This is a genomic window from Paraburkholderia terrae (assembly GCF_002902925.1).
In the GTDB taxonomy this organism is placed as follows: Bacteria; Pseudomonadota; Gammaproteobacteria; order Burkholderiales; family Burkholderiaceae; genus Paraburkholderia; species Paraburkholderia terrae.
This window is the reverse complement of the sequence record NZ_CP026111.1, coordinates 1,525,347-1,544,905: the sequence shown is the minus strand read 5'-3', so window position 1 is coordinate 1,544,905 and position 19,559 is coordinate 1,525,347. Positions and strand designations below refer to the sequence as shown.

Sequence of the window (19,559 nt, the reverse complement as noted above, 5' to 3'; positions counted from 1 at the left end):
TCGAGCGAGCTTTGCGCTACGCATTTCATGACGACTTGCGCACCCGCAGATACCAGTCGCACAAGAGCCGCACCTGCTTCGGCGTATAGCCCTTGGTGACCATGCGGTTGACGAAGTCCTCGTGCTTGCGCTGTTCCTCCGCCGACCCTTTCGCATTGAACGAGATGACGGGCAGAAGTTCTTCCGTATTCGAGAACATCTTCTTTTCGATCACGACGCGCAGCTTTTCATAGCTGATCCACGCGGGATTCTTGCCCCCGTTCGCGGCACGCGCGCGCAACACGAAATTGACGATCTCGTTGCGGAAGTCCTTCGGGTTGCTGATACCGGCAGGCTTCTCGATTTTCTCCAGTTCGGCATTGAGCGACGCCCGGTCGAAGCTCTCGCCCGTGTCGTGGTCGCGGAACTCCTGGTCCTGAATCCAGAAGTCGGCGTACGTCACATAGCGATCGAAAATGTTCTGCCCATACTCGGAATACGACTCCAGATACGCGGTCTGAATCTCCTTGCCGATGAATTCCGCATAACGCGACGCGAGCACGTCCTTGATGAACGACAGATACTTCTGCTCGGTTTCCGGTGGGAACTGCTCGCGCTCGATCTGCTGTTCGAGCACGTACATCAGGTGTACCGGATTCGCCGCGACTTCCGTCGTGTCGAAGTTGAACACGCGCGAGAGTATCTTGAACGCGAAGCGCGTGGACACACCCGTCATGCCTTCGTCGACGCCCGCGAAATCGCGATACTCCTGATACGACTTCGCCTTAGGATCGGTGTCCTTCAGGTTCTCGCCGTCATACACCTGCATCTTCGAAAAGAGGCTCGAATTCTCGGGTTCCTGCAGGCGCGTGAGCACCGACATCTGCGACATCATCTTCAACGTGCCCGGCGCGCACACGGCGTTGGACAGCGACGAATTGCGCAGCAGCTTCTCGTAGATCTTCATCTCTTCCGAGTAGCGCAGGCAGTACGGCACCTTCACGACGAAGATACGGTCGAGCAGTGCTTCGTTGTTGCGGTTGTTGCGGAACGCCTTCCATTCTGACTCGTTCGAGTGAGCGAGAATGACGCCGTCGAACGGGATCGCACCGAAGCCTTCCGTGCCCTTGAAGTTGCCTTCCTGGGTGGCCGTGAGCAGCGGGTGCAGGACCTTGATCGGCGCCTTGAACATTTCGACGAACTCGAGCAAGCCCTGGTTCGCGAGGCACAGGCCGCCGGAATAGCTGTATGCATCCGCATCGTCCTGCGCATATTGCTCGAGCTTGCGGATATCGACCTTGCCGACGAGCGACGAAATATCCTGATTGTTTTCGTCGCCAGGCTCGGTCTTCGCAATGCCGATCTGCCGCAGGATGGACGGGTAGCGGCGTACGACGCGGAACTTGCGGATGTCGCCGTTGTACTCGTGCAGACGCTTGACCGCCCACGGGCTGAGAATATTCTTCAGGTAGCGGCGCGGTATCCCGTACTGCTCTTCGAGGATAGGACCGTCCTCGTCATAATCGAACAGCCCGAGGGGCGATTCGTTGACGGGCGAACCCTTGATCGAATAGAACGGCACGCGTTCCATCAGTTGCTTGAGCCGTTCGGCGATCGACGACTTGCCGCCGCCCACCGGGCCCAACAGATACAGAATTTGCTTCTTTTCTTCGAGCCCCTGGGCAGCATGCCTGAAGTAGGCGACCACCTGCTCGATCACGTCTTCCATTCCGTAGAACTCACGGAACGCGGGGTATACCTTGATGACCTTGTTCGCGAAGATGCGCGAGGTGCGCGGATCGTTACGAGTGTCGATCTGTTCCGGTTCCCCGATTGCCGTCAACATGCGTTCGCCGGCTGTGGCGTACGCGGCGGGATTTTCTTTGCAGAGCGCGAGATACTCCTCGAGCGAAAGTTCCTCCTCTCGCGTTTTCTCGAAGCGGGTCGCGAAACTGCTGTAGATATCCATGCTACCTCCTCGCCGAAGTCTGGGACGATGTCGTGCGCGGCGCGCTATCAGGAAACGACATCGCTCGAATTCATCCTAAACCCTTTTAAATTTTTTTTCACGAACTACGTTGTGAAAATCGCGCCACAGCTAGCACTGTCCTACCCCTGCTTGATGACGCAAATTCGGTCACCTACAATCATTGCCCACACCGTGCGAAACATGACAGGCAGTGTTGCATTGCATCCTGCGTTCCTTCCCCGCACTTCATCTGTCGCATGACGTACGAACCATGTGGCATCGCGCGGTTCCCTGCACTCGTGTTACCTGCACTCGCGTTTCCTGCACTCGCGTTTCCTGCACTTTTACGCACATTCGCAAAAGACCCACGTAACACGCTGTCTGCCTGACCACATTACGTCCACACATTACTGCGTCTTGCATGTACGTGCAGTGCATGTGACTCACTTCCATCGTCGCGATGCTTCATGCTTCGACAGCGTCGCTGCCGTCCTTTCCGCCATAACGCGCGCATCGGTGCTTGCGACGACAGCGCGCTCGCTGTGTTACATGTTTCGCATGTGCGCCAACGCGCATTTCCTGCTATTCGTCAGCGCGTATGTCAATTCGTTCAACACAAACCTGCATACGCACGACTGCATGCTCCCGACGTCGCAAACGTTGCGCGACGTCAAAATCCATGATGTTCGCAGGGTCAGCATGCACGCTCGTTCATGTCTGTATGACGGCGTGTGCAGTGCGTATCTGAATAGGCGGATGTAACCAGATGTTCGCCCGTCGTCGCCTGCCCTTCACGATCGATAGTGCGGGTGCAGGCGGGCATGGGTGCATGCGCATGCAGCGGAACGTCATCGACGTGCCGCTGCCGCATGGGGTGGGATGGAGGTGGTGTTCGTCGCGCAGTGGGACGTTAGTGGTTTACGTCAACTCGACTTCGACTTCACCAAGTCCGTCGATATGGCCATATACGCGGCCCGGCCCATCGACGCGATGCGCGCCCACATACGAGCCCGTCGTAATGGTCCAGTCCGGTTCGATCGTGATACCCATGGCCGCGCAATGGTTGACGAACCACACCAGCAGCTCGCGCGGGTCGCCTGCCGGATTGCCCGGCGATTCGGGCACGAGCGACTTGCCGTCGAACGTCAGTTCGAGCTCGGGCGAAACGAAATCGAACGAGCGCGCGATCGACGCATAAGGCACGGGATGCCCCGTCACCAGTGCGCCATTGTTCTGGGCGTCGGCGAGTTGCGCGAGCGGCGCGATGTTCGGCCACTCGGCAAAACGGCTGTCGACGATCTCGATGGTGGGCAGCACGGAACCGACGCGCGCAAGCACTTCATCGCGCGCATAGGCCTGGCCTTGCGGCTCGATCGGCTCGGCAAAGCGGAACGCGACCTCCAGCTCCAGCAGCACGCGGAAAAACGCACCATGTTCGAGCCGCGCCGGCGACGCAAGCGTCAACGCAGCCGGAATCGGCGCACCCGAGGTCGGACCGCCCGGGGCTTTGGCACCGATTTTCCAGGCGCCCGTCGCGCCGCCCAGGCCCGTGATCACGGCCTGCTGGATCGCGTAGGCCGTGGCGGCATCGGGCGGAAGGCTGTCGAGCGGCAGCGTGCCGATGGCGCGGTGCTGGCGGCGCGCATGCACGATGCGTTGCGCGAGGTCGTGATCCGTCATGTCGTTTCCCTGTTGGCTGTGTTGGGGCGTGGCGTCGCGAGGCAGATGCAACGGTACATGGCGTTGCGGCAACGCAAAGGCCGCGACGAAGGTTGCCGCTCGGCCTTCACGTCATACGGTCTGCATGCTGTCATGCGGCGTGGGACGATGCATGACGACATCGGGCGGCCAGTTCGCCACCGCGTTCGTCAATGTACCGGAACAATTACGCGCCGGGTCGGGTTCGGCGTGCGCCGAAAAGAAAAAGACGGCTGCCCTGGCATGGGCAGCCGTCCCCGGTTCTGCATCACTACGCAGGCGTCCGCGCCAGCGGACGAAGCGCTCGCTCACGCATGGCGGCGCATGCCGCCTCGCAAGCCCAGTTTTGGTGCGTCAGAAAGTTTCCCAATCCGCATCCGATGTCGCCGCCGCTTTTTGCGGCGCCGCGGCCGCACGGGCGGGCGCGGATGCGGACGCGGCGGCCGGCGCGGCGGGCGCCGGGTTCACCGCGGGCATCGACGGCGCGACCCTGCGGGGCGCGCTGACAGGCGCGGCGTGACGCGTGGCGCGCTTCGCCGGCGTGGCGGTGAATGCGCCGGCCGCCTCGTCGACCTGGAACACGGAAACGGTCGTGCGCAGCTTGGCCGCCTGCTCTTCCAGCGACGACGCAGCCGCCGCCGCTTCCTCGACGAGCGCCGCGTTCTGCTGCGTCACTTCGTCCATCTGCGTGACGGCGCGGGCCACCTGGTCGATGCCGCTGCTCTGCTCCTCGGATGCGGCCGCGATTTCGCCCATGATGTCGGTCACGCGCTGCACCGCGCTGATGATCTCCGTCATCGTGCGGCCCGCTTCGTCGACCAGCGCCGAGCCCGCCTGCACGCGCTCGACCGACGTATCGATCAGTTCCTTGATCTCCTTTGCCGCCGCCGACGAGCGCTGCGCAAGGCTGCGCACTTCGCCCGCGACCACCGCGAAGCCGCGGCCTTCCTCGCCCGCGCGGGCCGCTTCGACGGCCGCGTTCAACGCGAGGATGTTGGTCTGGAACGCAATGCCTTCGATGATCGCGATGATGTCCGCGATCTTCGCCGAGCTCTGGTTGATGTCACCCATGGTGCCGACCACCTGGCCGACCACCGAGCTGCCCTTGTTGGCGATATCCGACGCGTTCGCCGCGAGCGCGCTCGCCTGGCGAGCATTGTCGGCGTTCTGCTTCACGGTGCCCGTGAGCTCTTCCATGCTCGATGCCGTTTCCTGCAGCGCCGAGGCCTGTTCTTCCGTGCGCGACGACAGGTCGATATTGCCCGCCGCGATCTGGCGCGTGGCCGTGGCGATCGACTCGCTCCCCGAACGCACGGAACGAACCGTCTCCGTCAGGCTGCGCTGCATCTTGCCGATGCCTTCGATCAGCTGGCCCATTTCGTCACGCGAGGTCGGGACGATGGGACGGCGCAGATCGCCCGAGGCGATCGCGTCGAAGTGCCCAAGCGCTTCCGACAGCGGCCGCGCAATCGCACCGCGCAGCGTGAAGTATGAGAACAGCGCGGCGAGCACGCCCGCGGCGAGTCCGATGATGCTGAACACGCGGAACGTCGAGAAACTCGACTGCGCGCTGTCGAAGCCGTCTTTTGCCTGTTCGAACTGGTATTTGCGCAGCGTGTCGTCGGCCGTGGAGAGGTCGTTGTAGGCGGCTTGCAGACGCTTCGCGCCGTCGAGAATTTTCGGTTGATCGTTTGCGCTAACGATTGCGTAGAAGGACTCCATCACCTGATGCAGCGCGTCCCGCTTGCTCGAGGCTTCCTGCGCGAGGCGATCTTCTTCGCTTTCGCGCGGCAGCGACAGATACCGTTTCCACCATTCATCCGACAATGTACGCATCGAACGGGCGCGCTCCAGCGTCGAAGCCGCTTCCGGCGTGCCGATCATGAACGCCGCGCGATCCAGCGCGAGACGCTCGCGCGCCGCATAGATCTCGGCGTTGCCGATATCGACGGCACTCGGCATCTGGTTCGTGTACATGTCGCGCATCGATTCGTTCGAGCGGCTCAGGCCGAACAGCCCGAGAAGGCCGATCGCGACCAGCAACGCGGCGAGAAAAGCCATCGTCAGGCCGATTCGCGCCTTGATGGTGATGCCCTTATTCATGCTTCTTCCTGTGAGATGTCGATGAGAGGCGCTTGATAACGCATTGCGTATGCGGTGGTTGTGCGCGGCGCCGTTTGCTATGGATCATGGCGCTCTGACTGCGTTTACGGCACATCGACGGAAGACTTGAAGCTTCTATATGGTCTGAGGAAATGGCCTGGAAGAGTTTGTAAGTATTACAAGCGACAACGGGCGCCGCCGCGCCCGCTGGCTTCGAGCGTCGCGCGTGTCAGGCGCCGCCGACTTCGGCGCGGGTAGGAATGGACGGCTGCGCCCCGGCGCGCGTCACCGAAATCGACGCGGCGCGCTGCGCGAAGCGGATCGCGTCGGCGACATCCGCGCCGCGCGCCAGTTGCGCGGCAAAGCCGCCGATGAACGTGTCGCCTGCAGCCGTCGTATCGACGGCCTTGACGCGCGGTGCATCGAAATGCTGTGGCGCCGCCTCGCCGAGCGCGGCCACGACGCCCTGCGCGCCGATCGTGACGATCACATTGCGGGCGCCAGCGCGGCGCAATGCGTCGGCGGCGGCGTTCGCCTCAGCGGGAGACGTGACAGGCAAGCCCGTCAGCGTCGCGGCTTCGAGTTCGTTCGGAATCAGATAGTCGATGAGAGGCAGCCAGTCTGCGGGCAGCGGGCCCGTAGCGGGTGCGGGGTTAAGAATGACGGTCTTGGCGAGCCGTCGCGCGGCGGCCAGCGCCGCATGCACGGCGGCGGGCGGCGTCTCCAGCTGGCAGATCACGACCTGCGCCGCCGCCAGCGCGGCTTCATGCCGCGCGAGCGTCGCGGGCGTCACCTCGCCGTTGCTGCCCGCGATGATGACGATCGCGTTCTGGCTGCCGTCGTCGACGATGATGAGCGCGACGCCTGTCGGCGCCGTCGCGCTCGTCTCCAGCGCCGCGCAGTCGATGCCTTCCGCTTCGAGGCCCGCGCGCAGTTGCGCGCCGTTCGCATCGGCGCCTACACAGCCGAGCATCGACACCTGCGCGCCGAGGCGGGCCGCGGCGACGGCCTGATTGCCGCCCTTGCCGCCCGCGACCTGCGCGAACGCGTGGCCCGCGAGCGTTTCGCCGGGCTGCGGCAGGCGCGGCGCACGTGCGACGAGATCCATATTCAGACTGCCGACCACGGTTACGTGGCCGCGCGCTTCATTCGTTGCCACGGTTGCCTCCTGTTGTTGCCAACCGGGTACTTCCTCGTTGCGCCCGCATTCGTCATGCGTGCGCCACGGCTGCGCTCAGGCCGCTTTGGCCCCGCGACGCGCACCCGCAAAAGCCGCCGTCGATTCGCGCAGGATCAGGCGCGGCGCGATCACGCGGCGCCGGAACCCGGCGCCCGTGGGCGCGCCCGCCGGCGTGCCGCTGATCCGCTCGATCAGCGTCTGCGCCGCCATTTCGCCGAGCGCGCGCACCGACTGGCCGACCGTCGACAGCGCCGGGTACGTGAAGCGCCCCAGTTCGATATCGTCGAAACCGATCACCGACACGTCCTGCGGCACGCGCAGGCCGCGTTCGGCCGCCGCGCGCAGCGCGCCGATGCCCATCATGTCGTTGCCCGCGAAGATTGCCGTCGGCTGTACGGTGTCGAAGAGTTGCCCCGCCGCGCGGTAGCCGCCGCTGCCCGAGAAGTCACTTTCGACGATGCCGTTCGGCGCGATCTCGATGCCGCGTTCGGCCATCGCGCGGATGAAGCCATGCACGCGCATCGCGCTGACGGCCGTCTCGACCGGGCCCGTGATGCAGCCGATCTTCGAGTGTCCGAGTTGCAGCAGATGGCGCGTCGCGAGGTAAGCGCCCTTTTCGTGGTCGATCTGCACGAGATCGGCGGATATGCCTTCGATGTTCCGGTCGACGATCACCAGCGGCTCGCGCGAATCGGCCAGCGTCTTGGCAAGCGTCGCGTCATCGCCCGCCGATGCGACGATCAACCCGTCGATGCGCTTTTCCTGCAGCACCCGCAAATAATTGCGTTGCTTCGCCGGATCGTCGTCCGAGTTGCAGAAGAACAGGCAATAGCCATTGCGCGCGCAACCATCCTCGATCCCGCGCGCCATTTCCGCGAAATACGGGTTCGTGCTGTTCGGCACGACGAGCCCGATCGTCGCCGTCGAGCGTGCCTTCAGCGACCGCGCGACGGCGGACGGCACGTAGTTGAGCTGGCGGATCGCCAGTTCGACCTTCGAGCGCACATCCGCCGACACCGGCCGCGTATTGTTCACGACATGCGACACCGTCGTGAACGACACGCCGGCTATGGCCGCCACATCCTTGATCGTCGCCATAAGCTGAAAACCCCCTGCCTGTTCTGACTACTGGCCAATGCAGCTCATGCTGCATCCGCGGTGCTCTCGTTAGTTCTTACTGGGTGTCCGCCGTCCCGCGCCACGGCGGCCCCTGTTTCAACTGCGCTTGCGCCTGCTGCGATACGTGTCCAGCACGACCGCGACCACGATCACGGCGCCCGTGATGATCCGCTTGGTCGGCTCGTTCGCGCCGATCTGCGCGAGGCCCGCCGCCAGCACCGAAATGATCAACACGCCGAAAAACGTGCTGATCACCGAGCCGCGCCCGCCCATCAGACTCGTGCCGCCGATCACGACGGCCGCGATCACCTGCAGTTCCACCCCGGCACCCGCGTTCGGGTCGGCCGCTTCCAGACGCGAAATCTGAAACAGCGCCGCGAGCCCGGACAGCGCGCCCATCAATGCAAATACGATCACCTTGTACGGCTTCGGGTTCACGCCCGCGAGCCGCACCGCTTCCTCGTTCGTGCCGATGCCGACCAGATAGCGGCCGAACACCGTGCGCGTGAGCACCAGTTGCGCGATGATCATCACGGCCACCGCGATCAGGAAGGCCGGCGAAATACCGACGGCGATCGGGTTGGACAGGAAGTCGAACGCGTCGCCGATATAGGCGGTGCGCGAATTCGTCATCTGGTAAGCCAGCCCGCGCGCCGCTTCCAGCACGCCGAGCGACACGATGAACGACGGAATTCGCCAGCCCACCGTCACCGCGCCCGTGACCGTGCCCGTCAGCGCCGCCGCGGCGAGACCTAGCACCGCCGCCGCGAACGGACCGAGCTGCCACTTCAGCGCCGCGACGCTCACGACCGACGCGCCCAGCGCCAGCACCGAGCCCACCGACAGGTCGATGCCCGCGATGATCAGCACGAAGGTCATCCCCACCGACATGACGACCAGATCGGGAATCTGGTTCGCGATCGTGACGAAGGTCTCGTAGGTCAGGAAATGCGAACTCAGCACCGAGAACAGCGCGATCATCGCGATCAGCGCGCCCATCAGGCCAAGATAGTTCGAAAAGCCCAGACGCGTGCCCGCCGGCTTGCCGCTTGCGAGCGGCGCCGACGGATCGGCGGCGGGCGCCGACGTACCGGTGCCGGCGCTCCTCGTCGAATCCTTGTCCGTGACCCGTTGGTCGTTCATGACTGAGTTTCTCCCTCGTCGGTGTCGTGCGTGTGCAGCAGCGCCTCGCGATTGCGATAGCCCGCGAATGCCGCCGCGAGCAGCGCGTCCTGGGTCCACTCGTCCCGTTTGAACACACCCGTCATGCGTCCCGCCGACATCACGCCGATCCGGTCGCAGATCAGCATCAGTTCACGCAGGTCGCTCGACACGACCACCAGCGCGCGCCCATCCCGAGCCAGCGCGCCCATCAATCCATAAATATCGAACTTCGCGCCGACATCGATGCCGCGCGTCGGTTCGTCGAATAGCAATACCCTGCAATCGCGCGCGAGCCAGCGGCCAATCACCACTTTCTGCTGGTTGCCGCCCGACAGCTCGCCGACCGGCTGCGCCGGCCCCGACGTGCGGATGCGCATCGCGTCGATCTGTTTCTTCGCCAGCGCATTCTCGCGCTTCGCATCGACGATGCCATGCCGCGCGACGCTGCGCAGATTGCCCAACGAAACGTTCGCCGCGATCGGCTGCGGCAGCAACAGGCCTTCGCCCTTGCGGTCTTCCGTGATCAGCGCGATGCCGTGCTTCACGGCGTCGGCGGGCGCGTCGATCCGCACGGGAGTGGGCGCAGCACCTGGCGCAGCCGCCAGCGATACCGTGCCGCCATCCTTCTGGTCGGCGCCGTAGATGAGCCGCATCAGTTCCGTGCGTCCCGCGCCGATCAGTCCGCTGACCCCGAAAATCTCGCCCGCCTTCACCTCGAACGACACGTCGCGCACCACGGGCGCGCGGCTCATCCGTTCGACCTTCAACAGCGTCGCGCCGATGTTGCGCACGCCCAGATCGATCCGCTCGCCGATCTCCCGCCCAACCATCAGCGTGACGATCTGGTCGCTCGTCAGGTTCGCCATGGCGTCGACACGCACAAGCTTGCCGTCACGTAGCACGGCGATCCGCTCGGCCACGCGCGCCAGTTCTTCGAGCCGGTGCGAGATATAGACGAGCGCGACGCCGCGTGCCTTCAGCGCGTCGATCTGCTCGAACAGCAGGTCGACTTCGCGCGCCGTCAGCATCGCCGTCGGCTCATCCAGAATCAGCACGCGGCAATCGCCGATCAGGTTGCGCGCGATCTCCACCATCTGCTGATGGCCGATGCCCAGCTCGCCGACCAGCGTGTCCGGGTCGATCGCCTCCAGCCCGACTTGCGCCATCGCCGCGCGCGCATCCTCGCGCAGCTTGCCGCGATCGATCCAGCCAAAACCGTTGCGCGGGAGACGGTTCAGAAACAGGTTCTCCGCGACCGACAAGGTTGGCAGCAGATTCAGTTCCTGCATCACCATCCGGATGCCGAGCGCTTCCGCTTCCGTACGGCTCGCAGGCGCATACGGTTTGCCTTCCAGCTGCATCGTGCCCGTCGTCGGGTCGACCAGCCCGCCGACGATCTTCGACAGCGTGCTCTTGCCCGCGCCGTTCTCGCCCGTCAGCGCGAGCGCCTCCCCGGCGTGCAACGCCAGCGAGACATCGGCCAGCACAGGCTCGACGTAAGTCTTGCCTATGCCCTTCACGGACAGCACGGCAGGCAATGTTTGTTGGTCGGTTGATGCCATCGTGATCCAGATCTCGTAGCCGCCGTGCGGCGCCTGCGCGAATCCGGCGAGGCCGGCATCACGTCAGGCGGCGCCGGCCGGCGGCCGCGCAAGTCATGCGGCAAGCGCACAAACCAGGCACAAGCGAGGCACAAAGCCCTGCGCATGCCGAAGCAGAACACTTCGGAATGCGCGTTGTCCGTCCTCATCGTCGCGCGAGTGGCCCGTCGTCATGACGCTTACCTCTGGCATAACGGCGGCGCGGCGAATTTCTTGAGCGTTTGGTTAACATTCGCGCGAGACCGGCACGCACCACCGGCAGCGTGCCGTCCGACACCCGCGCGGGCCGTTACTTCGTGACGAGATCCACAGGCGTTTCGACGACGCCCGACAGATCCGACTGCTTCTTGTGCTCGGAGATCGCCTTGAGCGCGACGTCGATGCCGAACACGGCCTGCTTGGCGGCGTACTGGTCTGCCGTGGCGAGCACGCGGCCATCCTTCAGCATCGGCTTGATCGCGTTGATGTTGTCGTAGCCGACCACATAGACCTTGCCCTGCTTGCCCGCCGCGCGCACGGCCGACACCGCGCCGATCGCCATGTTGTCGTTACCGCACAGCAGCGCCTTGATGTTCGGATATGCATTGAGCATCGACGAAGCGATTGCATTGCCCTTGTCGATTTCCCATTCGCCCGATTGCACCGAGTCGATCTTCGCGCCGACCTTCTGCATCGCCGTCTTGAAGCCCGCCGTGCGTTGCTGCGCGTTGGTCGTGGTCGACACGCCTTCGATGATGCCGACCTCGTCGCCCGACTTCAACTTCTTGGCCAGATAGTCGCCCACCTTCTCGGCGCCCTTCGCGTTGTCCGGGCCGACGAACGGCACGTTCAGATCTTTCGATTTGAGCACGTCGGGATCGAGTTTGTTGTCGATGTTCACGACGATGATGCCGGCGTCCACCGCCTTCTTGACCACGGGCACGAGCGCCTTCGAATCGGCCGGCGCGAGCACGATCGCATCGACCTTCGAGACGATCATCTGCTCGACGATACGGATCTGGTTCGCCGTGTCGGTCTCATCCTTGATGCCGTTCGTGATCAGGTCGAACTGGTTGGCGTTGTGCTTCTGGTAGTCCTTCGCGCCCGTTTCCATCGTGAGGAAGAACTCATTGGCGAGCGACTTCATCACGAGCGCGACTTTGGGTTTCTTCGCGGCCTGGGCCCACGCCGACGAGAACGGCATCGCGGCGGCTGCCGTGAGCACGACGGCGGTGGTCAAAACGCGGCGGCGAATGCGTTGGTTCATGCAGTATCTCCAGTTGTTGGACTCGTGCGAGCCCGTTTTTGATTGTCCGCAAACGTTTGCGAGCGCTATTCTCGGCGGCGCCTGTTCGCAGTGTCAACGACTGACAGTGCTGCGCTGCACAGCGCGCCGCGACGTGCAGCGCGCGGCTGGACGCACGGCTTGCCGTGTAGCTTCGGCGGTACGGCGAATGTCGTCGTTGCAAGAATGGCTCGCTTGTTCTGCGTTGGTCGGCCTGTGCGAACGACGCGGCCTGTGCAAAGGCTCGCGTGCTGCTCGCAGCGGCGTTCGTTGATGCACGGCGCTGGAATGCGCCGGTATCGCCTTACTGCTGCTTCCCTATCTTCCCGCAAGCCGCAAGTTATGTGGCAGGCAGGTCGCATATGCTGGCGCTTAATTGCGCGTGCTGCAAGTTAAATAGCGCCAGGCGTCGCGATCGGCGCAACAGATGGGACGGGGTATCATGGACCGAATGGCCTGGTCATCGGTTGCCGTTGCTCACGGCATCGAGGCTGGCCGTGTATTCATCTGCAGAGTTGCCACGAGGTTGCCATGTTGGGTATCAGCCAGTTCCCGCTGTTTCTCGTCGCCGTCACGGTACTCAATCTGACGCCCGGGCCGGACATCGCGTATGTCGCTGGCCAGAGCATCGCCCAGGGACGGCGCGCGGGCATGCTTTCCGCGCTGGGTGTCGCGTTCGGCGGCTGCATGCATACCGTCGCGTGCGCGCTCGGCATCACGGCGCTGCTGGCGGCGTCGCCGGGCGCTTTCAATGCGATCAAGTGGATCGGCGCCGCATATCTGATGTATCTCGGCTTGCGGATGCTGTGGCCCACGGCGGCCGCCGTGGTCAAGGGCGAAGCGGCACCGGGCGCGCCGCGTCTGTCGCGCGGCACGCTGCTGTTTCGCGGCTTCGTGACCAACGCGTCGAACCCGAAGGTGCTGCTGTTCTATATCGCGTTCTTCCCGCAATTCGTCAGCGCCGACAGCCCGCACAAGACGCTCGCGTTTCTCGTGCTGGGCGCCGTGTTCGTGACGCTCGGGCTTTTCAACGACTGCGTGATCGCGTGGCTCGCCTCGACGGCAGCGCGCGCCGTGAACTCGCGGCCTTCCGTGCGGCGGTGGATCGACCGGGTGATCGGCGCGGGCTTTATCGGCCTGGGTGTGCGGCTCGCATTGACGAAGCGCTGAGACATTTCGCGCTGAGGTATTCGTCAAGGCGGCCCGCGCGTGTCAAAGCCAGTTCGCCTTCTTGAAGCCGCGGTACAGCCCGAAGTCGATCAACAGCATCACGAGCAGGCAGATGGGATACCCGTACTTGAAATGCAGTTCGGGAATCTCCTGGAAGTTCATCCCGTAGATGCCGGCAATCATGGTCGGCACGGCAAACAGCGCGGCAAACGAGCCGAGCCGCTTGGTCACCTCGTTCTCCGCCAGCGAGATCATGCCGAGGTTGACCTGGATGGCCGTGACGATCATTTCGCGGCGGCCTTCGATGGTCCGCACGCTGCGGTCCAGATGATCGTACACATCGCGGAAGTACGCCTGCATGCCGACGCAGATGGCGGGAATGCGCCCGCCCGTCAACTTGCTGATGCCTTCGAGCAATGGCGCGATGTGATGCTGCAGCATCACGAGACGGCGCTTCAACGAGTACAGGTCTTCGATGATCGCGCGGGACGAGGCCAGATCGTGCTTGTCGAAGATGCGGTCTTCGATTTCCTCGATCTCGGTGCCGATTGCTTCGAGAATCGGGAAGTACCGGTCGACCACGTTGTCGGCAAGCGCGTACAGCACGAACGCCGCCCCTTCCTTCAACAGTTGCGGCTCGCGCTCGCAACGCGCGCGGACCTCCTGAAACCCGTGACGCGTGCCGCGCCGCACCGACAGCACATAGTTCGAGCCGACGAATACATCGACTTCGCCGATCACGAATTCACCGTCGTCGTCGGTTTCGATGGTGTGCATGACGGCGAACAGCGAGTCGCCGTACTCCTCGATCTTCGGACGCTGATGACCATGGCGCACGTCCTCGACGGCCAGTTCGTGCAGTCCGAATTCGTGCTTCATCACTTCGAGTTCGCCGGGGCCGGGATCTTTCAGAGCGACCCACACGAAGCATTCGGGTTTGGCGACATAGACGCTGATGTCGTCGATTTCGATGTCGGCCAGTTTGCGGCCGTCCTGGTACGCGGCGCAGTTGATCAGCATGATTGAATACCTTGAATACGAATCGGCTTTGCGGATTACAAATTGTTAGTCGCGATGGGCGAGCCGATGTCTCCGTCGGGTCGCGGTCCAATGCAAAGCCGCGCGGCGCGCGGTGTCAAGCTGCGATGTTACGTGGAGTTGAACCGATACGCTGTGTCGAATTGTCAACGCCGCGCCGAGCCCAGCTCATTCACTCACCTTCAATCAATTGGCGACGCGCCGCAGCATGATCCGGTGATCGTCCTTGAACGAGACGCTGGCGCGATTCGAGTAGCGGCTGTCGGGCGTGACGATGAAGTTGATCTCGACGACGGGATCGAACTGCGTCGACACGCCGATGCGATGCGTGCCGGGCGTGAGCCAGAAGACAATGTGCTCGCCGTTCATGATGTCCGCGACCCGCTCGCCGTCGACATACACGAGCGCGTCCCGAAACCGCACGATCACGTTATCGCTCCGCTCGCGACGTAGATCGACGGCGACCTTGTCGGCGCCTGGCTGCGTGTAGCCCTGCTTGACGATGCGATCGGCGGGGACATCCTTGAACGGCACCTTGTCGGCGGGCGTTGCTGCGCAGCCGGAGAGAAGCGCGGCAATGATGGCAGCGGCGGCAGCGCCTGAAGCCGCCGTCATGACCTTGATCGCTGCCCGCGACGCGCGGCTTTGCGTGCGTGTCATCGTTCGTCTCCCCGTTGCATGGTTCGCCTTCCCTGCTGGTCGATTGGTCTTGCCGTCATGCGCCTTTGCCCGCTGCTACGCAGGACAGGTCATGCGTCAAGAAGCTGGAACGGATTCAGCACCCGTGCGCCCGTGCCATCGAAGTCTGCCACGTTGCGCGTCACGACAGTCAGGTTGTAGATCAGGGCCGTCGCCGCGATCAGCTTGTCCAGCGAGTGCTCGGGGTCCGGCACGCGCAGATGGCCCCACGTCTGCGCGACGTCGGTGCCGACATTCAGGATCTGGCTGCTGAACGAACTCATGATCGTGTCGAGCCAGCCTTCCAGGCGCAACGCCTGGAACTTGTCGCCCCGATGCCGGATCAGGTCGACGCCGCGCCGCAACTCGCCGACCGTCACCACCGACAGATACAGGCGATGCCCGCCTTTCTTCGCCGTTTCGAAAAAAGCCTGCACGCCTGGATTGGCGCGGCTGCTCTTGCGCATTTCGCTGATTACATTGGTATCAACCAAATACACCCGGTCCCCCGCTATCGTCAGTGACGTCATTGCGGCGCTCGAAGTCGGCGTCGTCGCCGACGTCGGGCATGCTCATCAGCAATTCCGCAAAGCTGAGCTTCTTGGGCTGAAAGAGCGCCTGCGCCAGGATTTCCCGATGCTCTGCTTCGACGCTGCGCCCGTGAGCCGCGGCCTGCTCACGCAGGTTCTGCACCAACGCATCGTCCAGATTTCGGACCAAAAGATTTGCCATTTCCATTCCCCGCCACACGTGTGATAGCAATGATATCAAACAGATTCGCGCAGTCAATCTGGCCAGATGGCATAGGGGTTGCGGCATGCCGCCATCCCATTCAAGATCGGTTGCGGCGGCTCGCGAACGGCGCGCCGCCCTCCCACCTTCACCACCGGAATTCATCGACGTGACGCACCTGGTTTTTATCTGTGGCCATGCGGGCACCGGCAAGACGACGCTCGCCAAACAGCTGATCGGCCCATTGATGAGGGCAACCGGCCAGGCCTTCTGCCTGCTCGACAAGGACACGCTATACGGCGTCTACAGCGCGGCCGCGATCGGTGCGCTGACGGGCGATCCGAACGATCGCGACAGCCCGCTCTTCCTTCAGCACTTTCGCGACCCGGAGTACCGGGGGCTGTTCGACACGGCCGCCGAGAACCTCCGGCTCGGCATCGGCGTGATCGCCGTCGGCCCGCTGTCGCGCGAAGTGCGCGAGCGCAAGCTGTTCGATCACGCGTGGCTCGGCGTGCCGAGGGATGTGAACATCAGCGTCGTGTGGGTATCGACAGAGGAAGAAACGGCGCGCAAGCGGATCGCCGCGCGCGGCAATCCCAACGACGCCTACAAGCTCGCGCATTGGGATGAATACCGGCAGCGCCGCTTCGTGCCGACGGGCGACGCGCAAGACGGCCTTCTGATGTTCGACAACACGGCACCCGCATCTGCCGATTACGAAGCGCTGCTCGCGCGGATCGTGCAAACGCCGCAGCCGCCCGGCGTGTTGCTACCGCCGATGCCTGTGTAACCCACCCGCGATTCCGGCAAACGCGACGCGGTAAACGACAAAGCGGACGTCAACTGTTGAAGGTTGAACGCCCGCTTCGCTATCGCCTGATAAACAATCGGCTCTCTCTGAAGCCTCAATCAGTCAAACTGGCCCTCGGTCCGGCTGCTTTCCTGCCTCGCGTCAGACGGTCGCCATCGTATCGAGCGCGCGGCCTTCGTACAGTTGGCCAAAACGGTTCGCGAGGAAATCGCGCAGCGCCACCTGCTCCTGACGCACGAAGCCGCTTTGCGGCAGCTTCTTCTCACGGAACAGGTCGAGCACCGCGCACATCGCGCCCGCCGTGGTGATCTGGATCGCGCTCATCGGCACGCCGCAGACCGTCTTCGCAAAAATCTTGCGCGTGAACACTTCCTGCACCAGTTGTCCGTCGCGCACGCCCGTCACGGTGATGAACACGAGCACGACGTCCTGAGCCGTCGCCGGCACCGAGCGGCGCATGATCGTCTTCAGCGTATCGCGGTCAGTGGACAGGCGCAGGTCTTCGAGCAGGAACTGCATCAGGTCGCGATGACCCGGATAGCGCACCGACTTGTAATCGAGCGTCTCGACACGGCCCGACAGCGTCTCGCACAGCGTGCCCAGGCCGCCCGACGTGTTGAACGCCTCGTACTCGGTACCGTCGAGCGAGAAATGCTCCAGGCCTTCGAGCGGCTGCACCCATTGCGTGCGGCTGTCGCGGATCGCCTCACACGGCTGGCAGTATTCGTTGATGAGACCGTCGACGCTCCACGTCAGGTTGTACTTCAGCGCATTGGTCGGAAACTCGGGCAGCGCGCCGACGCGCATCTTCACATCGCGGATTTCGGTGAAGCGGTTGGCCAGTTCATGCGCGGCAATGCCGATGAAGCCCGGCGCGAGACCGCATTGCGGCATGAATGCGTGGTCGGCACCGTCGGCGATCGCGCGGATTGCGTGCGTCGCGCGCACGTCTTCCGTCAGATCGAAGTAATGCACGCCTGCGCCCTTCGCCGCCGACGCGACGCTCACCGCGAGGTAGTACGGCAGCGCATTGACGAGCGCGTCGAAGCCCTGGATTTCGGCGCGCAGCGCGGCGGCGTCGGCGGAATCGACGCGGCGCGTCGGGATGCCTTGCGCGGCCAGTTTGTCGAGCGCGTGTTGATCGCGGTCCAGCGCGAGCACTTCGTAGTCGCCCGTCTCACGCAACATATGCGCAATGGTGTGACCGATCAGACCTGCGCCAACGATGGCAACTTTCATGCGCTTCTCCTTGTTTTCTCTGGTTGATGTCGGCGCGCCGCAGCGAACCTCTACCTAAGAGTTTATGGAGAAGGCGAGTCGGTTTATAGGCGCAAAGTGCTGCGCAATGACCATGATTTTCGACGAAATGACCAAGCGTTTCGTCGATTCGTCGAAAACATATCAAAACCGTGTAAACGCGAGCTGCAAAATAGACGCCGGTAGGCTCAAGGACTGCTCATCCCGCGATCGATCTTGCGCGACAGGATGATCGACGTCGTCGTGCGCTCGACACCCGCCAGGCCGCCGATCTGATCGAGCAGATCGTTCAGGCGCTCAGGCGAATCGGCGCGCAGCCACGCGACGTAATCGAACTCGCCGCTCACGGCGCACAGCAGTTGCACCTCGGGCATGCGGTTCAGCTTCTTCAGCACGTCCGACCCGAACTTCGGCGCGATGATGATGCCGACATACGCATGCATGCTCGCGTCGAGCACATCTTGCCCGAGCCGCACGCTATACCCGGCGATCACGTTGGTCTTTTCGAGCCGCGCAATCCGCGCGATCACCGTGGTACGCGCAACATCCAGTTGCCGCGCGAGATTCGCGACGCTTTCACGCGCATTGGCTTGCAGCAACGCGACGAGGTTGCGGTCGAGTTCGTCGAGCTGATCGAGGCGCGGTGGTCTCATCGGTTCAAGGTCAAGGTTGAGAGAAAACGCTCGCCACACACGGCGAGCCGATGACGCGAATTATGCGCCTTGCGCACGCTTGCGCGAATACATGCGGGCTGCACATATCCCACAAACGGCGCGGCGCGTTGAAGACATCACGCGCCGAAGCGCTCGATCACGAAGTCGATGAAGCTGGTCAGCTTTGGTGTAGGTTGCCGGTCGCGCGGATAGATCAGATGCACGGGCGCGCCATCGGGCAGATAGTCTTCGAGTACGGATACGAGCGTGCCCTGCTCGATCTCGCGCGCAAGCAGCGCTTCCGGCTGCAGCACCAGACCGAAGCCGCGCAGCGCCGCCATCTTCAGCGCCTGGCCGTTGTTCGCGCGAAAGCGTCCGGGGCGCAACTGGTAGTCGCTCTCGGCATCGCCGTCCAGGCGCCACAATCCTTCGCGTCCCCAATGCAGAAAGCCGAGGCATTCGTGATGCAGGAGGTCGGCGGGAGTCTTCGGCGTGCCCATCCGTTGCAGATAGGCAGGCGACGCACACGCGCGCATCCGGTAAGGTTTCAACGGCCTTGCGACGAGACTCGAATCAGGCAGGCGGCCAATCCGCACGGCGGCATCGAAGCCCTCATCGACCAGATCGAACACACGGTTCGACAGATCGAGCTCGAGACTGACCTCGGGGTACTGGTTAAGGTAGTCGGTCATCGCCGGCGAAAACACTTCGACGCCGTATGTCAGCGGCACCGTCACCTTCAGCGTGCCGCGCGGCGCGGATGTCATCGCTTCCGCGAGCGACTCCGCGGCCTTCACGTCGGCGAGAATGCGCCGGCACTGCTCGTAATACTGACGGCCGATTTCGGTGAGGCTCTGACGGCGCGTCGTGCGCGTCAGAAGCCGTGTGGACAGTTGTGTTTCGAGCGAGCGGATATGCTTGCCGACCATCGCCGACGACAGATCGAAGCGCTCGGCGGCCGCCGTGAGGCTGCCCGCTTCGACGACGGCAACGAAGACTTCCATGCTGACGAATTTATCCACCGGCTATTTCCGATCGTTTCGGTTGTAAGCAGTTGTCGCAATAGAGACGCAATGCAGCGATATCGTGATACTAATAACGCACGGCATGATAGATGTCGACGTCGACACATCGTGCAGCTTT

General features: G+C 63.4%; 17 protein-coding genes. 2 read left to right on the top strand and 15 right to left on the bottom strand.

Annotated elements, in window-relative coordinates; translation table 11 throughout:
- Window positions 1–25 precede the first annotated feature (25 nt).
- From C2L65_RS06920 to C2L65_RS06875, 8 genes are all read right to left on the bottom strand, one after another.
- Window positions 26–1,948, bottom strand: coding sequence for a PrkA family serine protein kinase (locus C2L65_RS06920; RefSeq protein WP_007586951.1), 1,923 nt, complete (start codon window positions 1,946–1,948; stop codon window positions 26–28).
- Window positions 1,949–2,866: 918 nt separating this feature from the next.
- Complete coding sequence (locus tag C2L65_RS06905) at window positions 2,867–3,628, bottom strand: 2-keto-4-pentenoate hydratase (RefSeq protein ID WP_042314771.1); 762 nt, start codon at window positions 3,626–3,628, stop codon at window positions 2,867–2,869.
- Window positions 3,629–4,000: 372 nt separating this feature from the next.
- Window positions 4,001–5,749 carry a methyl-accepting chemotaxis protein gene (locus C2L65_RS06900; RefSeq protein ID WP_103254516.1) on the bottom strand — a complete coding sequence of 583 codons (1,749 nt, stop codon included), beginning with the start codon at window positions 5,747–5,749 and terminating at the stop codon, window positions 4,001–4,003.
- Window positions 5,750–5,978: 229 nt separating this feature from the next.
- Window positions 5,979–6,908, bottom strand: a complete 930-nt coding sequence (gene rbsK / locus C2L65_RS06895; RefSeq protein WP_042314775.1) for a ribokinase — start codon at window positions 6,906–6,908, stop codon at window positions 5,979–5,981.
- Window positions 6,909–6,983: 75 nt separating this feature from the next.
- Complete coding sequence (locus C2L65_RS06890; RefSeq protein WP_042314776.1) at window positions 6,984–8,027, bottom strand: LacI family DNA-binding transcriptional regulator; 1,044 nt, start codon at window positions 8,025–8,027, stop codon at window positions 6,984–6,986.
- A 117-nt stretch (window positions 8,028–8,144) separates the two neighbouring features.
- Window positions 8,145–9,191, bottom strand: a complete 1,047-nt coding sequence (locus C2L65_RS06885; protein ID WP_042314777.1) for an ABC transporter permease — start codon at window positions 9,189–9,191, stop codon at window positions 8,145–8,147.
- A complete protein-coding gene (locus C2L65_RS06880; RefSeq protein ID WP_042314778.1) occupies window positions 9,188–10,774 on the bottom strand; it encodes a sugar ABC transporter ATP-binding protein in 1,587 nt (528 codons plus the stop codon). Before C2L65_RS06880 ends, C2L65_RS06885 begins: the two co-directional genes overlap by 4 nt.
- 328 nt (window positions 10,775–11,102) lie before the next feature.
- Window positions 11,103–12,059 carry a sugar ABC transporter substrate-binding protein gene (locus C2L65_RS06875; RefSeq protein ID WP_042314779.1) on the bottom strand — a complete coding sequence of 319 codons (957 nt, stop codon included), beginning with the start codon at window positions 12,057–12,059 and terminating at the stop codon, window positions 11,103–11,105.
- A 549-nt stretch (window positions 12,060–12,608) separates the two neighbouring features.
- Between C2L65_RS06875 and C2L65_RS06870 the strand changes: the two genes are divergently transcribed.
- Window positions 12,609–13,247: a LysE family translocator gene (locus C2L65_RS06870; protein WP_042314780.1), complete on the top strand. Its 639-nt coding sequence runs from the start codon at window positions 12,609–12,611 to the stop codon at window positions 13,245–13,247.
- A 42-nt stretch (window positions 13,248–13,289) separates the two neighbouring features.
- On the opposite strand, the gene corA is transcribed toward C2L65_RS06870, so the two are convergent.
- From corA to C2L65_RS06850, 4 genes are all read right to left on the bottom strand, one after another.
- On the bottom strand, window positions 13,290–14,267 hold the full coding sequence (corA, locus tag C2L65_RS06865; RefSeq protein WP_042314781.1) for a magnesium/cobalt transporter CorA: 978 nt from the start codon (window positions 14,265–14,267) through the stop codon (window positions 13,290–13,292).
- A 204-nt stretch (window positions 14,268–14,471) separates the two neighbouring features.
- Window positions 14,472–14,945: a hypothetical protein gene (locus tag C2L65_RS06860; protein WP_081921404.1), complete on the bottom strand. Its 474-nt coding sequence runs from the start codon at window positions 14,943–14,945 to the stop codon at window positions 14,472–14,474.
- An 89-nt stretch (window positions 14,946–15,034) separates the two neighbouring features.
- The gene (locus tag C2L65_RS06855) at window positions 15,035–15,463 is read right to left on the bottom strand and encodes a type II toxin-antitoxin system VapC family toxin (RefSeq protein WP_081921406.1); all 429 of its coding nucleotides are present in this window, start codon (window positions 15,461–15,463) and stop codon (window positions 15,035–15,037) included.
- Window positions 15,450–15,695 carry a FitA-like ribbon-helix-helix domain-containing protein gene (locus C2L65_RS06850; protein ID WP_042314804.1) on the bottom strand — a complete coding sequence of 82 codons (246 nt, stop codon included), beginning with the start codon at window positions 15,693–15,695 and terminating at the stop codon, window positions 15,450–15,452. The genes C2L65_RS06855 and C2L65_RS06850 overlap by 14 nt, the downstream gene beginning before the upstream one ends.
- A gap of 169 nt (window positions 15,696–15,864) precedes the next feature.
- Between C2L65_RS06850 and C2L65_RS06845 the strand changes: the two genes are divergently transcribed.
- Window positions 15,865–16,485: a P-loop nucleotide/nucleoside kinase family protein gene (locus tag C2L65_RS06845; RefSeq protein WP_042314783.1), complete on the top strand. Its 621-nt coding sequence runs from the start codon at window positions 15,865–15,867 to the stop codon at window positions 16,483–16,485.
- Window positions 16,486–16,647: 162 nt separating this feature from the next.
- Here the strand turns inward: C2L65_RS06845 and C2L65_RS06840 are convergent, their stop codons facing one another.
- The 3 genes from C2L65_RS06840 to C2L65_RS06830 form a co-directional block, all read right to left on the bottom strand.
- Window positions 16,648–17,745: a saccharopine dehydrogenase family protein gene (locus C2L65_RS06840; protein WP_042314784.1), complete on the bottom strand. Its 1,098-nt coding sequence runs from the start codon at window positions 17,743–17,745 to the stop codon at window positions 16,648–16,650.
- 206 nt (window positions 17,746–17,951) lie between these two features.
- Entirely contained in the window at window positions 17,952–18,416 is a 465-nt protein-coding gene (locus C2L65_RS06835) for an Lrp/AsnC family transcriptional regulator (protein ID WP_042314785.1), read from the bottom strand.
- Window positions 18,417–18,553: 137 nt separating this feature from the next.
- On the bottom strand, window positions 18,554–19,438 hold the full coding sequence (locus C2L65_RS06830; protein ID WP_042314786.1) for a LysR family transcriptional regulator: 885 nt from the start codon (window positions 19,436–19,438) through the stop codon (window positions 18,554–18,556).
- Window positions 19,439–19,559: the final 121 nt, after the last annotated feature.